At 53.9% G+C, this 14,617-nt stretch carries 13 protein-coding genes; 11 read left to right on the top strand and 2 right to left on the bottom strand.

All coding sequences use genetic code 11. The features are described 5' to 3' along the window. Positions 1-14: 14 nt before the first annotated feature. Together PKX57_RS04690 and PKX57_RS04695 are read right to left on the bottom strand one after the other, a co-directional pair. The gene (locus PKX57_RS04690; RefSeq protein ID WP_472416233.1) at positions 15-2,228 is read right to left on the bottom strand and encodes an ABC transporter permease; all 2,214 of its coding nucleotides are present in this window, start codon (positions 2,226-2,228) and stop codon (positions 15-17) included. Positions 2,229-2,294: 66 nt separating this feature from the next. Then, positions 2,295-3,290, bottom strand: a complete 996-nt coding sequence (locus tag PKX57_RS04695) for an extracellular solute-binding protein (protein WP_213920010.1) — start codon at positions 3,288-3,290, stop codon at positions 2,295-2,297. 257 nt (positions 3,291-3,547) lie between these two features. On the opposite strand from PKX57_RS04695, the gene PKX57_RS04700 reads away from it, so the two are divergent. From PKX57_RS04700 to PKX57_RS04750, 11 genes are all read left to right on the top strand, one after another. Then, positions 3,548-4,291, top strand: a complete 744-nt coding sequence (locus PKX57_RS04700) for an IclR family transcriptional regulator domain-containing protein (protein ID WP_213920009.1) — start codon at positions 3,548-3,550, stop codon at positions 4,289-4,291. Between the two features lie 8 nt (positions 4,292-4,299). Next, positions 4,300-5,064, top strand: a complete 765-nt coding sequence (locus PKX57_RS04705) for an ATP-binding cassette domain-containing protein (protein WP_213920008.1) — start codon at positions 4,300-4,302, stop codon at positions 5,062-5,064. An 18-nt stretch (positions 5,065-5,082) separates the two neighbouring features. Next, on the top strand, positions 5,083-5,865 hold the full coding sequence (locus tag PKX57_RS04710; protein WP_213920007.1) for an ABC transporter permease subunit: 783 nt from the start codon (positions 5,083-5,085) through the stop codon (positions 5,863-5,865). Further along, positions 5,865-6,641: a phosphorylase family protein gene (locus PKX57_RS04715; RefSeq protein WP_214048142.1), complete on the top strand. Its 777-nt coding sequence runs from the start codon at positions 5,865-5,867 to the stop codon at positions 6,639-6,641. Before PKX57_RS04710 ends, PKX57_RS04715 begins: the two co-directional genes overlap by 1 nt. 25 nt (positions 6,642-6,666) lie before the next feature. Next, on the top strand, positions 6,667-7,632 hold the full coding sequence (locus PKX57_RS04720; protein ID WP_213920005.1) for an ABC transporter substrate-binding protein: 966 nt from the start codon (positions 6,667-6,669) through the stop codon (positions 7,630-7,632). Between the two features lie 28 nt (positions 7,633-7,660). Next, complete coding sequence (locus PKX57_RS04725) at positions 7,661-8,428, top strand: ABC transporter permease subunit (RefSeq protein ID WP_213920004.1); 768 nt, start codon at positions 7,661-7,663, stop codon at positions 8,426-8,428. After that, entirely contained in the window at positions 8,404-9,669 is a 1,266-nt protein-coding gene (locus PKX57_RS04730) for a hydantoinase/carbamoylase family amidase (RefSeq protein ID WP_213920003.1), read from the top strand. The genes PKX57_RS04725 and PKX57_RS04730 overlap by 25 nt, the downstream gene beginning before the upstream one ends. Beyond that, complete coding sequence (pyrC, locus tag PKX57_RS04735; protein ID WP_213920002.1) at positions 9,656-10,870, top strand: dihydroorotase; 1,215 nt, start codon at positions 9,656-9,658, stop codon at positions 10,868-10,870. The genes PKX57_RS04730 and pyrC overlap by 14 nt, the downstream gene beginning before the upstream one ends. Then, entirely contained in the window at positions 10,867-11,634 is a 768-nt protein-coding gene (locus tag PKX57_RS04740; RefSeq protein WP_213919988.1) for an iron-sulfur cluster-binding protein, read from the top strand. The genes pyrC and PKX57_RS04740 overlap by 4 nt, the downstream gene beginning before the upstream one ends. Next, complete coding sequence (locus PKX57_RS04745) at positions 11,624-12,541, top strand: dihydroorotate dehydrogenase (RefSeq protein ID WP_472416230.1); 918 nt, start codon at positions 11,624-11,626, stop codon at positions 12,539-12,541. Before PKX57_RS04740 ends, PKX57_RS04745 begins: the two co-directional genes overlap by 11 nt. A 74-nt stretch (positions 12,542-12,615) precedes the next feature. Continuing rightward, positions 12,616-14,409 (top strand): S9 family peptidase, encoded by a 1,794-nt coding sequence (locus tag PKX57_RS04750; RefSeq protein WP_472416231.1) that lies wholly within the window; start codon positions 12,616-12,618, stop codon positions 14,407-14,409. Positions 14,410-14,617 lie beyond the last annotated feature (208 nt).

Genomic DNA, 14,617 nt, shown 5'->3' on the forward strand with positions numbered 1-14,617 from the left:
ACCCCGCAACAGGATCAGTTAAGATTGACGCTCTTTTCAAGGTATTCGTTCTTTCGCACCAAAAGCCTCATAAGGCCGAAAGTGGCGAAGACTATAATAATTAGAACCGTCGAAAGCACGCTGGCCAGACCGAACCTTATGGACTCGGAGAAATTGTATATCAGAACGGTCATGTGGTACCACTGAGCCGAGATCAGGAATATTATGGCGCTCACGGCCGTCATGGATCTGACGAAGGTGTAGGACATACCCGAGATGAAGGCCGGCCTTATGAGCGGCAGGACTATCGTCCTGAAGACCGTTGTCGAATCGGCGCCCAGATCCTGCGCCGCCTCCTCTATCGCCGGATCTATCTGGCGAAGCGTGGCGACGCCGCCCTCAACTCCCACCGGCAGCTCCCTGATTATATAGTTGATAACAATGATGGCCCCCGTGCCGATCAGTATGAGCGGCGGTTCGTCGAAGGCCAGTATGTAGGCTATACCGATGAGCGTTCCCGGTATGGCGAAAGGCGCGAGAATCAGTCCTTCGAGGACTCTCTTGCCGGCGAATTTCTTCCTCACGATCACCAGCGCGGCCATCATGGCGATCAATCCGGCGATGGGAGTGGCTATCGCCGAAAGCGTGAAAGTGTCGAATATGGCGTCGCGCCCCCTCTGGAGCGCCTCGGTGATGTTTTTCAGCGTGAAGGAGTAATCGATTCCCCAGTTGGCCACGAAACAGCCTGCGACGATCGTTCCGTAAAGGCCGAGGATGAAGACTATGAAAAGAGAGATGAAGGCCAAAAGCGAGTATTTTACCGGGCGGGAAACCAGATCGCTGAGGCGTGCCGAAGGCTTTCCAGTAACGGTGACATATGACTTTCTGCTCACCCAGTATCTCTGTACCAGAAAGGCCGTGACCGAAGGCAGAAGCAATAGAACCGACAGAGCGGCGCCGTGGCCCAGCCTGTTGCGGCCGGTCACCTCGATATAAGCCTCGACGGAGAGAACCCTGTAGGAGCCAGCCAGAAGCAGGGGATTGGCAAAATCTGCCAGCGAGTTGGTGAAGACTAGAAGCCACGAACTGAGCACCCCGGGAATCGCCAGCGGGAAGGTTATCCGGGAGAAGGTCTTCCATCTGCTGCCGTTGAGGTCCAGCGAGGCTTCCTCGAGGGTGGAATCGATGGCCTGAAGAACGCCCGACAACGTCAGGAAGGCGATGGGAAACATTCCGATCGTCTGGACGGCCGTAAGACCGCCCAGGCCGTATATGGTGAAATCCTTCAATCCGAGTATCTGCCTGGTTATAAGACCATTGCTGCCGAAGAGGAGGATCAGCGACAGCGACAGCGAGAAGGGCGGAGAGATGACCGGCAGAAGCCCCATCGTACTGAGGAAGCGTTTCCCCTTTATCGCGGTCCGGTTTATCACGAAGGCGAAAATGAACCCTATCACCGTGGAGAAGGTGGCCGTAAGCATGCCGAGTTTCACGCTTCCCCAGAGCGCGCCGAGGTACTGCCTGGAGGTCAGGATCGAAACCCAGGTGTCCATGGAGAAGTTCCCATCCTTCAGGAAGGTGAGACGTACGGCTTCGAAGAGCGGATATGCCACGAAGATGCCCACCATTATGAAGAGTCCCAGGATTATATAGCCCATCGCCGGGTCGCGGAAGAACTTCGAAATGAAATAAACGATCACGAAGACGGCGAAAGCGCCGATCATGAAGATATCCAGGAGCCGGGCGTAGTTCTTTCCGCCCTCGGCCGACATGAGGAAGACCAGAAAACCCGTTATATCGTAGCCTGTCTCGTCGATCAACGGCGAGAAGACCAGGGAAACGCGTTGATCGTTGAAAGAGTAGTCCAGGCCCGAAAAGTAGTTTTCCAGATAATAGACGCTCTCGTACCCCTTTTCGAAATCGGCCGAGCCATTGTATTCATCGAAGAAGCTCTTCAACTTCGGGTCCGGCGCGAAAACGGTCAATTCACCCCAGCCAGGTACACCGTCAACGTATATGATATCGGCATCGGTGAACTCTCTGTTCGCGGCGACTATCCAGCTTTCGGCCAGTTCAGCCTCTCTGGGCGCTGCCCCGGAGAGAACCGTGACCAGCTGCCTCTGGTTATCCCTGGTTATTTTGTAGAAGGATTGCTTCAGGGTATTGAAAATCCATAACAGTACAACGAAAACGGCGACACTCAAGACTACGAAAGAAAGAAGCTTTTTCCATGAATACAAAGCGATCACATCCCAAAGTCGCACATGGTTTCATGTATAACCGGAAGGGGGCGGTCGCGACCGCCCCCTGTTAACTCAAAGGCCGGCCCCTATCTCCCTGGTCCAGCGATCGAGAAGCCTCTCTTTGTTCTCGGCGTCCCAGACGTAATCCTGGTGAACGGTCTTTATCTCGTCCATGCTGAATGATAGCGGGTGCTTTGGGGCTATCTTCGAGACGGGAATGACATACCAGCCGGCGATTATGCCCTGCGCCTCTTCGGTCAATATCCAGTCGTAGAGCTTCTTGGCGTTCACCGGATCGGGACCGTTCTTTATCAGCGACATGGAAGCGATCTCGAAACCTGTGCCCTCCTCGGGAACGGTGATTATAACATTGGCGCCTTCGGCCTTGAGCTTCACCATGTCATGGGCGTAGCCGATCGCCACAGGGATCTCGCCGATGGCAACGCTCTTGCCGCCGGCCGAACCGGAACGCGTGTACATATCGATACTCCTGTCGAGCTTCTTCAGGTAAAGGAAGGCGAGATCTTCATCGCCGCCGAAGAGCGATATCATGCAAGTGATGAGGTTGTAGGCCGTTCCGGATGTGCTGGGATTTGCCACTCTCACGAGGTTGGTGTATTTGGAGTCCAGAATGTCGAACCATCCCTTCGGAGGCTCTATGCCTAGCTCTCTGGCTCTATCGACGTTCGTGACGAAGGCGAGAGGCCCAAGATACAGTCCTATCCAGTAACCCTCGGGGTCCTTGTACTGTTCGGGAGTGTTGGCGGCCGCCCTGGAAAAGTACGGCGTCGTGAGCCCCTTGAGCTTGGCGCTTATGTGGTTGAGTCCGACTCCACCGACCCATATCGAGGCCTGTGGGTTCATCTTCTCGGCCTCCATCCTGGCCTCGGCCTCTCCTCCGGAAAGCCTCACCCAATCGACCCTTATTCCGGTCACCTCTTCGTACCGGTCGAAAAGCTGTTTCGCGGCCAGCTCCTCGAGAGTGGTGTAAACTGTAAAAGATTCGGCTGCCAGAGCCGTTGAGAAGACCATACAGACGATACCGATAACAACGATAAATCTCTTCATCCCGGGAAAACCTCCTTGAATTCTTCAGATTCACGTGATCGACAGCTCTATCTGTTACGGTGCGTATTACATAACGCATGCGGAACTCTTAATAATTATACCATTAATTAAAGTTGCGAAAAACTTAGAAAATTCGTTCCAGAGGGTTTTCTCTGTCCATAATCGACCGTGGTACCCTTCAAAGGCGAATTGATACAGAGAAAAAATAGGTATAAAATTATTCTATATGGCAGAATAGAAATTCCGGGAGGAGGAATATGAAGTATCTCCAGAAAGTCTTGAATGTCATCTGCATAGTCGCTTATTCCGATATTGAGGGTGTTTCGGTCATTGAAGTATCGGAGAAAGCGGGTTTGCCTATGTCGTCAACGCACAGGATTCTCAACGATCTCGTGGAATGTGAAGCTCTGGTGAAGAACATGGAGAGCAGGAAGTACAGGCTCAGCCCCAGGATTGTGCCGCTGGTTCACGAGATTTCCAGGAAGATGAATCTTGATTGGCTGAAAGTGATTTTGACGGAGCTGAAGGACGAGATAAACGAGACCGTCTTTCTCAGCGAATTGATGGAAAATGGAGTTTCGTCTTTGCTTACGGTCGAAAGCAACAGAGTCTTCAGCTTTAGGGCAAGATCGGGAGTTTACCTCCCCGTCCACTGCACCGCGGCCGGGCTGGCGATAGTTGCCTACATCGAACCGAGCAGAGCCGAAAAGCTCATGTGTATTTCCAGCAGTTATAGCGATTCACAGGTAAGCCAGTGCCCGGTCGAGGAGTTCAGAGATAGGCTTGCGAAGGTCCGAAGGGATGGATTCGCTTTCTGTAACGAGGAGTATGAACCGGGATTGAGAGCACTGGCCGTTCCCGTATTGAGGCCCAACGGCTTTGCCTTCGCCAGCATAACCGCGATCGCTCCGGGTGAGAGGTTCAGCGACGAGGAAGGCAACAGGCAGGTTGTTGAACGTATGAAGGAAGCAGCTGTCAAGGTCGGCAAATTCATGTATTAGAGGTTTGTATGAGTGAAGAAGTCGTAAGGGTGAAGAACGTCGGTAGAACCTTTGTTAGCGGCGGCAAGAAGGACAGGAAAGAGTTTACGGCCCTGGAGAAGGTCTCCTTCGAGGTCGGCAGGGGCGAGTTCGTCTCTCTTCTTGGGCCTTCCGGGTGTGGAAAGTCAACGCTGTTGAAGATAATTTCGGGATTGCTGCCGGCCACTTCGGGAAGCGTTGAGATAACCGAATCGGTCAACGAAAAGGTCCCGCCCTTCGGTTTCGTCTTTCAGGACTCCGTTCTTCTCCCCTGGCGCACCGCTCTCGACAATGCGCTCTTTCCCTTCGAGATAATGGGAAACAGGGAGAAATCCGACGAGAAACACGTTAGAGAACTCTTCGCGCTGGCCAGGCTGGTCGGGTTCGAAGAGTCCTACCCCAGACAGCTTTCCGGGGGAATGAAACAGCGAGTGTCGATAGTCAGAGCGCTCTCCTACAATCCGCCGATTCTTCTGATGGACGAACCCTTCGGGGCGCTCGACGCCATAACCAGGGACAACCTGAACAATGTCCTGCTGGAGATATGGGAATCGACAAGAAAGACCGTCATCTTCGTCACCCACAGTATCAGCGAGGCCGTTTACCTTTCGGACAGGATAATCGTCATGGGTACGAAGCCGGGCAGAGTGCTGAAGGATATGAAAGTCACCCTGCCCAGGCCGCGCAACGAGGATACCAAACTCTCTCCGGAGTTCTACGCTTATGTAAGGGAACTCAGGGAGATGCTCAAATAAAGACGGACGTGGTGCTCGATGAATAAGAGGGTTTTAATAACCGTTCTCTCGATTCTCTTTCTCTTCCTCTTTCTTGGCATCTGGAAGGGGTATATAGTTCTCAACGACGTGCCGCCCTTCATCCTGCCGCCACCTGAGGCGGTCGGCCAGAGGTTCGTCGACCTGATCGCCGACGGCACCTTCATCCGCGAGGGCTGGGTCACGCTGTACACCATAATACTGGGCTTCTCGATCGGTTCGGCGCTGGGTTTTTTGGCCGGTTACTTCTCGGCCCGGTCCAGGACCTTCGAGGAGATAATCTCTCCTTACGTCATGGTCATACAGGCCACCCCCAAAGTCTCTTTGATTCCGCTCTTCGTCATATGGTTCGGTCTGGGGATGCCATCGAAGCTACTTCTTATAGTCCTTTCGGCCTTCTTCCCGGTGATGGTGAACACTATTCTCGGCCTCCGTTCGATCCCAGAGGATTACAGCAACTTGATGACCGTTCTCAAGGCCTCAGAGGGGCAGCGGGTTTTGAAACTCGAGCTTCCGATGGCCACGCCGCTTATAATGGCCGGACTCAAGATCGCCATGGTTCAGTCGGTGATCGGCGCTATCGTCTCGGAATGGATGGCGGGCGACCGGGGCCTCGGCTACCTTCTGGTTTATGGAAGTTCCCTGTACGATGCGAATTTGCTCATGGCTTCGATACTGGCCACCACCTTTCTCGGTCTGGTTCTTTACTGGAGCATAGAACTCGTAGAGAAGAAGTTGCTCTTCTGGCACGAATCTAAACTGGCCTTCACGGAGGGAACGTGATGGATGATAAGAAGTTGAAATCGATAGCCGGCAACCCCGTTGATGACGGGCTTCTGCCGCACCTTAAGGTTCGTACCGACCTGAAAGTGCCCGAGTTGTTCTTCCTTCCCGGCGACCCGGCTAGATTGAAGCTGTTCCGGGAACTGTCGGACGAATTCCAGTTGCTCAACGAGAACAGGGAATTCTCGATAGCTGTCGGGAGTTATTCAGGAAGACGTTTTGGAGTCTGTTCAACCGGTATCGGTGGCGGCTCGTCGGAGATAGTCATGGTCGAGCTGAAAGAGCTTGGAGTGGAAAAAGTCGTAAGGGTCGGCGGGTGCGGCGCTCTGAGGGAAGATATAGAGTGTGGCGGCATGGTCTTGAATTCCGGCGTTGTCAGGCTCGGAGGGAGTTCGAGGATGTATGTGAGACCCGAGTACCCGGCTGTGGCCGATCCCTTCATGCTGGTCGCCCTTCACGAAAGCGTTTTGAGGGCCGGAAAGAAGGTCTGCGTCGGCATTGGCGCTACGGTAGATTCCTACTACGCCGGTCAGGGCAGGTTCCTTCCGGCCATCGAAGGTCTGGGAGAGAGGGATCTTCTGGAGAGAATGAGGGCGGCCGGAGTGGTCGACTTCGACATGGAGAGCGAAACTATATTCACTCTGGCCAGCCTGATGGGCATGAGGGCGGCCAACATCCTTGCCGTCCACGGCAACAGGGCCAGCAACATGTGGTTGAGCGACTACAGGAGCGCGCAAATCGATGCAATAAAGATAGCTCTGGAGGCAGAGCTTTGAAACTACAAAAGAGGAGGGATTTGTTTTGAAGAAGGCAGCTGTCATTCTACTGGTTTTGTTCATAAGCCTTTTCGCGTTCGCACAAAAGGTCACGATCCAGATCGAAGGCTCGGCCGTTCCGTATTACATTCCGATCTACATGGGCATCGAGCTCGGCTACTTCAAAGAAGAGGGCCTCGAGGTCGAGTATTTCTTCGGTAACGCTTCCGATATCATAAGGAACGTTGCGGTCGGAAACGTAGAATTCGGTTTTCCGAACGGAGAGCCCGTAATAGTCGCAAGATCTCAGGGTATTCCTGTCAACGTCATTCACACGACTTACCAGCACGGCCTGGGCTCCACGATTTTCCTCAAGGATAGCGGCATACAGACGCCGACAGACCTGAAGGGAAAGAAAGTGGCCATAACCAGTTACGGTAGCTCCAATTACGTGCAGATACAGGTATTGCTCAAGAAGAACGGTATGACTCTCAACGATATTCAGCTGGAGATAATCGGCACCGAGGCTATCGTTCCGGCCCTCGTCAACAAGAGAGTCGACGCGATCTGTTTCTCCATGCTGAGGACTTTCGAGCTCAGGTACCAGGGCATAGAGGTCGAAGAGTTCAGGTCCGACGAGTTCCTTCCGTCCTTCGGAAATGTGCTGGTGACCGGCGACAAGATTCTCAAGGATAATAAGGACCTGGCCGTGAAGTTCGTCAGCGCGCTCAACAAAGTCATGACTTACCTTTCCGACACTGAAAACATGCTCAAGGCCACCTACACGGCAATCGAGAAGTACACGCCGACCTACGCAGGCCGCGAAGAATACATGGCCGCCATACTTAGCGATATCTACGCGGGGTATCTCTGGCAGAGCGAAGACACGGAGGCTTTCGGCTTCGGTTACGGAAACGTACAGAGGTGGCAGGACTCGATAGATATCATGAAGGAGTACCAGATTATAACCTCCGACGTCAAGGCCTCCGATTTCATCGTAACGGGTCTTTGATTGGTCTCTTTCGGAGTGGGGGAGGATTATGAAGAAGAAGCTGGGAATCAAATTGATGAGTTTTCTCGTACTTGTCGCCATAGTGGTGGTCTGGAAAGTCATGGTGACCCTTCTGAAAACGCCTACGCACATCCTCCCCCCTCCGGAAGATATACTCTTCAAATTCATAGAACTCATAAGGAACTCCGTTCTCCAGAAGAACTTCCTGGCCACTTTCGAAGAGATCGTGATAGGTTTCTCCGCGGGCGCCGGACTTGGAATAGTTATAGGTTACATCCTGGCCAAAGTCGAACTGCTGGAAAGGGCGCTCTCCCCTTATATACTCATCTTTCAAACTGCGCCCAAGATATCTCTGGCACCTCTTTTCGTTCTGTGGTTCGGTCTGGGAATACTCTCCAAAGTGGTTCTCATCGCCCTTGTAACGCTCTTTCCCGTTATGATCAACATGATACTGGGTGTCAGGTCGACCGAAAAGAACTACTACCATCTGATGAGGGTGCTCGGGGCCAGACCGTGGCAGGTCATGCTTAAGCTGGAACTGATGAACTCCCTTCCCTATCTGATGACCGGACTCAGGGTCGGCCTCGTCCTCTCGATAACGGCCGCCGTAATAGGTGAAATGATGGGTTCAAGGGCCGGCCTGGGCTTTCTTCTGATACTTGGAAACGAGATGTACGATATCACCCTCCTGATGACGGTGATACTCGTGATCAGCCTTTTGAGTTTCTTGCTGGATGTTGGAATGAAGAAACTCCAGGACAGGCTTCTCTCATGGCACGAATCGTCAGCGAAATAAGCGCGGGCAGAGGTTCGATGCTCGACTCGATCAGGGAAAAGATCATTCGCGAAATCGAAGCTTTTGCGCGCTTCTCTCTATCGGGGCCGGGAGTTACCCGCCTGCCCTTCTCATATGAAAACGATGGAACGATCGAATATATACGCGAAAGGTTACGCTCTCTGGGCAAGGGAGTCTATGTCGATGAACTGGGAAATGTTGCCAGTTCCTCCGGAAACGTCGTTCCGGCCGACAAGACTTACATAATCTCTCATTACGACTCCGTGCCTGAGGGAGGAAAGTACGACGGTGTCGCCGGGCTGGTCTTCGGACTGATTCTTCTGGAGATGCTCGAAGGTCGGGCGCGCGATTCGGTTGAGATGATCGCCTTCAACTGCGAGGAGTCATCGCTCTTCGGACGGGCCTCCATCGGATCGAAGTACTTCTTCGGGGGCGGACGAATGCCGGAGAACTACCCCGCCCTCATAGGCGGCGAAAGATCGCTCCGAGAGATGATGGACATTAAACACTACTCGAAACTCTCTCTGGCCGAAAAGCCTGAAATAGAAGAAAGCTCGAGGTTTCTGGAGGTTCACATCGACCAGTCTGCCTGCCTTTACCGGAAAGGCTCCAGGCTGGGGCTGGTCGAAAGAATAGCCGGACAGAGAAGGTTGAGGCTGACCTTCACGGGCGAGACCGGACACTCGAGTCTTGCCGATCTGTCGGCGAGGAAGGACTCTCTGCTTCCGGCGGCCTCGGCGATCAGGGCCGTCAGGGAGCTCATGGAGAAACACCTGATTTCCGGCGCTGTCGGTACGGTGACGAGAGTGGAGAACAGGCCGAACGTCATGAACATGATTCCCGGTGAGACGGAGCTGATGGTAGATATTCGCGGTTTCTCCGTCGAAGCGCTGAAGGTTTATGTAGAAGAGCTGGTCGATATCTGCCGGGGCGAGTCGGAGAGGTACTCGATCGCCTTCGATTGGTCGGCGGTTTCGCAGTACGATCCGGCGGTCATGAACGGAGAGTTTTCAGGGCGTTACTTCAAGCAGCTTTCGGAGTCCGGACTGAACCCGATCGTTATGAACAGTATGGCCTGGCACGATATAGCCGGAACGGCCGGGATTTATCCTTCCAATCTCTTGCTTCTGCCCAACCCTTCAGGAGTGAGCCACTCACCGGACGAAAGCATGGATATAGACGCCTGCGCGTCGCTGTTGGAGTTCTTTATGGCGAAGGGGGTTTTGTGTGCTTCTGATTAAGAACGTGAGGATGGTTGACTGGAGGAGATCCAGTGTCACACCTTACGATATTCTCATAGAAGGCGACAGGATAAGCAAAATAGAGAGCGAGATCAACCTTTCTGGCGTGCCGGTGATCTACGGCGCCGGGTTGACCGCTATACCCGGGATGGTCGATGCTCACGTTCATCTAAGGCAGCCCGGTTACGAATACAAAGAGACCGTCGAGACGGCGACCAGGGCCGCGGCGGCCGGCGGAGTAACAGCACTCTGCGCCATGCCGAACGTTAAGCCCTGTCCCGACAGTCCCGAAAATCTCGAAAACGCCCGTTCCTTTCAGAGGGATTCGAAGGTCAGGATAATCCAATCGTGCGCCATAAACCGCGATCTCAACGGTGAGAGGAGCGACTGGAAGGAACTGCTCGCAAGCGGCGCGAGGTTTTTCACCAACGACGGCCTGCCGGTCGACAGAGTTTCGGACATGGTCGAGATACTGAAATTCTCCAGAGAGACCGGCGTGGTGGTCGGCGAGCACCCCGAAGCGCCGGGAATGGACGAGAAGCTCCACAGGGCCGAAACGATGATGATTTGCAGGGATATCTTCCTCAACGAAAAGATCGGCGGAAACCTCCATATCCAGCACGTCAGTCTGGCTGATTCGGTGAGATACCTGGAAAAATGCAGGCACAAGAACATAAAGTTCACCATCGAGACCTGCCCCCATTACTTCCGCGAAGTTGAGAAAGGCCTGGACGGGGGTATGTACGAAGTCTATCCTCCTCTAAGGAATGAAGAGGACCGGCGGGCCATAATCTGGGCGCTCTCGACGCGCCTCATAAGTATAATCGCCTCCGATCACGCCCCCCACAGCGCCGAAGACAAGAGGCTCGATAAACCGGCCAGGGGCTTTTCGGGAGTCGAGCTGCTCTTCTCGCTCTGCTACAGCGGCCTGGTGAGAAAAGCGATAATCGATCTGGAGAGACTGGTGGAGTTTCTCTCGCTCTCGCCGTCCCTGCTTCTGGGAATCGAGCCGGTCTGTTTCGAAGCCGGAAAACGGGCCGATATAGTCCTCTTCGATCCTGAGGAAGAGTGGCGCGTCGAGGAGTCCGCGATGCACTCGAAAGGCAAGAACACGCCCTTCATGGGCGGCAGGTTGAAGGGAAGAGTCAAGTACACGATCGCTTCCGGAGAAGTGATCTATCCATTCGGGGAGTTACGATGACAGTATCGGAAAATTGCGCCGTGATTTCAAATAAAAGCGTCAGCATCGACGGAAACCTTATAACCTTCTCCTCGGAGAAGATAGCGCATTCGGCCCTTCCCGGGCAGTTTGTGGAAGTCTCGTGCTCGGACGGGGGGATGCTCCTGAGACGGCCTTTCTCTGTTTACGATACAACTGCGGAGAGTCTCTCTCTCTTCGTTAAATCCGTCGGAAGGGGAACACGCTGGCTGGGCGGGCTGAGAGAGGGCGAGAAGGTCAACATCATAGGACCTCTGGGGAAGGGCTTTTCGATCGATGAAGGAAGCCGGTCGCTCTTGATCGGCGGAGGATGCGGCGTAGCGTCGCTGAGGCTGCTGTCGAAGGCGATCGTGGAAGCCGGTGGTGAATGCGACGCGATCTTCGGCTTCAGAAAAAGAGAGGAGATCCCCGAAACTATCGTCGGAGATTTCTCGCGGACGGCCCGGCGTCTGACGGTTACCGTAGATTCCGGAGATTATCCGGTCAGGGGCAACGTGATGGACAGACTGGCCGAGATAGAATTCGATCGTTACGGGAGGTACTACTGCTGCGGACCCACGGCCATGCTCAGGGCTCTCGTTCCTCTTCTTTCTTTGAAGACGACGGAAGTCTCGCTGGAGGCCAAAATGGCCTGCGGGCTGGGTGTATGTTATGGATGTACTATAAATACGGACAGAGGTGGAAAAAGGGTCTGTTACGACGGTCCCGTCTTCACCATGAAAGAGGTTGAGTGGAATGATTTATGATCACAGCGTGGAGCTAGGGGCCATAGGCAGTCTGGCGAGTCCCGTCATGATTTCCTCCGGGACCTTCGGAGTGGCGAAACCGTACATGGAGTTGCTGCGCGGACAGCCTGTCGGGGCCGTCGTCACCAAAACGATAACACTCAACCCCAAGGCCGGGAATCCTCAACCGAGGATCTACGAGGGCCCTTGCTATCTAATCAACTCGATCGGGCTCGAGAACCAGGGAGTCGATCGCTTCGTCAATTTCTATAATGATGAATACGGCGAGATAGGTTTTCCGGTCATCGTAAGCATAAGCGGCAATTCCGTCGATGAATTCGTGACGATAGCCAGGAAATTGAACTCGATCGATGGACTCCTTGGACTGGAGCTGAACCTCTCCTGTCCCAACGTAGATGGCGAGGGATTGGCCTTCGGAAGCGTCCCCGAAAGGATAGGGGAAGTCGTCAAAGCGTGCGGCTCGTGCAGTCGCTTCCCCCTCATCGCCAAGTTGAGTCCCTTTCAGGCCATAGACGACTCCTTCGCGCTCGCGGCCGCCCGGGCCGGTGCGGCTGCCATCTCTCTCATCAACACCGTTCCCGCGATGGTGCTGGATATACACAGATTCAGGCCAGCCACAGGCGCGCTGTCGGGCGGCATGTCGGGACCGGCCGTAAAACCGATCGCGCTGAAGATGATCTACGAGATTTCCAGGAGCGTCGATATACCTGTGATCGGAATGGGTGGCATCGCTTCCGGCGAGGATGCCATAGAGTTCCTGATGGCAGGGGCGAGGGCTATCTCGATAGGAACGATGAACATGGTGGATCCCTCTCTTCCCGGGCAGATAATGGGGAAAATCGCCGGTTTTATGGAACGCCACGACATAGAAAATCTCCCGGAAATAAGCAGACGATTCCATTTGTAATAACCGCGCATAAAGGTCGATCGAGGCCGGCTTCAGTGTATAATCTTTCTATCTAAAAACAGGAGGATACGCCTATGTCATTGAAGAGATACTCGATCGAAGAACTGATAAAGGCTTCGACGATCGCTTCCTTCGCCGTTTCGAAGGACTCGAGCAAATTGATGTACTCCTCGGACGATCGCGGTCATTACGATGTCTATCAGGTCGATCTTATGAACGGTGATAAGTCAAGGTTGACCGAATACGATGAAAATGCGATGGTAAAGCACGTTTTCGATGACGAAAGCTTTTTGTTCATGATGGACAAGGGCGGCAACGAACTGCACCACCTTTATCTGAAGCGGGGAGCGGAGGTCGTGGATCTCACGCCCGTCGAAGGGACGAAATCGGGTTTCCACCAGTTCAGCGGCGGATACGTGTATTACTTCTCGAACAGATTGGATAAAACGCGTTTCGATCTGTACAGGCTAAATCAGACCAGCCTCGAAAGCGAACTTATCTTCGAGAACAAAGAGGTCATGGATCTGGGACCGGTTTCCGACGACGGAAGGTACGTCGGTCTTTCCAGACAGGACACGGCCAACAACTCTGAGATGTTCATTTACGACAGATCGACCGGCGAGACGAAGCACTTATCGCGGCACACCGGCGAGGTCAAATTCCTCCCGGTTTTCTTCTCTAAGGACTCCATGGAACTGTACTACCTCACCGATGAAAGCGGCGAATTCATGGCTCTGAGGGCCATGAAACTCAATTCGCTTCACAGCAGGGAGGTTCTGGCCCTGGACTGGGATATTTCCGATGTAGAAAGATCGCATGACGGCCGGTACGCGGCCCTGGTGGTGAACAGGGATTCCTTTTTCGAATTGCAGATACTCGATCTAGCCAGGGATGCGGTGACCAACGTCAGGTTCTCGCCGGGCGGGATGATCTACCAGCTGGCTTTCGACAGGGACTCGAAAAGAGTCTTCGTGCTCGCAGATTCGGCCGTTACGCCGACGGACATCCACGTTCTCTCGATTGCCGACGGGGAGGTGAAAACGCTCACGAACTCGGCCAGTGCGGAAGTTGAAAGCGACGATCTTGTGACCCCGACGATTCTGCGCTTCTCCTCATACGACGGAACGGTCGTGCCCGGCGTGTTTTATCTGCCGGCCGACGCATCACCAGAAAAAAAGGCACCGGCGCTCATCTGGGTTCACGGCGGACCGGGAGGTCAGTCTTTCCCGCGCTACAATCCGGAACTTCAGTTTCTCGTGAATCACGGTTACGCCGTTTACGCCGTGAACAACCGGGGGAGCTCCGGTTACGGAAAAAGCTTCTTCAAGGCCGCAGACCATAAGCACGGCGAGGCCGATCTCGACGATTGCGTGGCTGCTGCTCAATATCTGGCCACGATGGAGGAGATCGACTCCGAGAGGATAGGTATCATCGGCGGCAGCTACGGAGGGTACATGGTTCTGGCTGCGCTGGCCTTCAGGCCTAAGGTCTTCAAAATCGGTGTCGATATCTTCGGAGTTTCCAACTGGGTGAGGACCCTCAAGGAGATTCCCTCCTGGTGGCGGGCCATAAAGGATCTGCTGTACAGGAAGATCGGGGACCCCTTCGGCGAGGAAGAGTATTTGAGAAGCATATCGCCCCTCTTCCACGCCTCGAAGATCGAAAGGCCTCTGCTGGTCTTGCAGGGCGTGAACGATCCGCGCGTGTTGAAGGTGGAGTCCGACGAAATAGTTCAAAAGGCTCGCGAGAAAGGTGTACCGACCGGGTATGTCGTCTTCGACGACGAGGGACACGGCTTCACCCGCAAGGTCAACCGTATCACCGCGGCCAAAGCCATGCTGGAGTTCCTGGACAGGTATCTGGTCTGAAAGAAGGCTATCTTCGAAAAAAGAGGCCCCCGCAGGGGCCTCTTTCAATATAGAATTATCAATAGTAGATCGTCTCTAGCAGAAGATAGAAAGCGTTCAAACTCTCGTACGATTCATCGATCTCCCAGTAGTAAAGATCGTAATAGCCGTCTTCGTAAACTTCGAACTGCATATAGACCTGCGCCGGTACGCCGCCGAGATCGAAGGA

This window comes from Mesotoga sp. (assembly GCF_035363035.1).
Classification (GTDB): domain Bacteria; phylum Thermotogota; class Thermotogae; order Petrotogales; family Kosmotogaceae; genus Mesotoga.

What these genes read in the sequence shown, in the direction of transcription:
- PKX57_RS04695 (WP_213920010.1), bottom strand. Translation starts at nt 3,290, where the DNA reads ATGAAGAGATTTATCGTTGTTATCGGTATCGTCTGTATGGTCTTCTCA.
- PKX57_RS04700 (WP_213920009.1), top strand. Translation starts at nt 3,548, where the DNA reads ATGAAGTATCTCCAGAAAGTCTTGAATGTCATCTGCATAGTCGCTTAT.
- PKX57_RS04705 (WP_213920008.1), top strand. Translation starts at nt 4,300, where the DNA reads ATGAGTGAAGAAGTCGTAAGGGTGAAGAACGTCGGTAGAACCTTTGTT.
- PKX57_RS04710 (WP_213920007.1), top strand. Translation starts at nt 5,083, where the DNA reads ATGAATAAGAGGGTTTTAATAACCGTTCTCTCGATTCTCTTTCTCTTC.
- PKX57_RS04715 (WP_214048142.1), top strand. Translation starts at nt 5,865, where the DNA reads ATGGATGATAAGAAGTTGAAATCGATAGCCGGCAACCCCGTTGATGAC.
- PKX57_RS04725 (WP_213920004.1), top strand. Translation starts at nt 7,661, where the DNA reads ATGAAGAAGAAGCTGGGAATCAAATTGATGAGTTTTCTCGTACTTGTC.
- PKX57_RS04730 (WP_213920003.1), top strand. Translation starts at nt 8,404, where the DNA reads ATGGCACGAATCGTCAGCGAAATAAGCGCGGGCAGAGGTTCGATGCTC.
- PKX57_RS04740 (WP_213919988.1), top strand. Translation starts at nt 10,867, where the DNA reads ATGACAGTATCGGAAAATTGCGCCGTGATTTCAAATAAAAGCGTCAGC.
- PKX57_RS04745 (WP_472416230.1), top strand. Translation starts at nt 11,624, where the DNA reads ATGATTTATGATCACAGCGTGGAGCTAGGGGCCATAGGCAGTCTGGCG.
- PKX57_RS04750 (WP_472416231.1), top strand. Translation starts at nt 12,616, where the DNA reads ATGTCATTGAAGAGATACTCGATCGAAGAACTGATAAAGGCTTCGACG.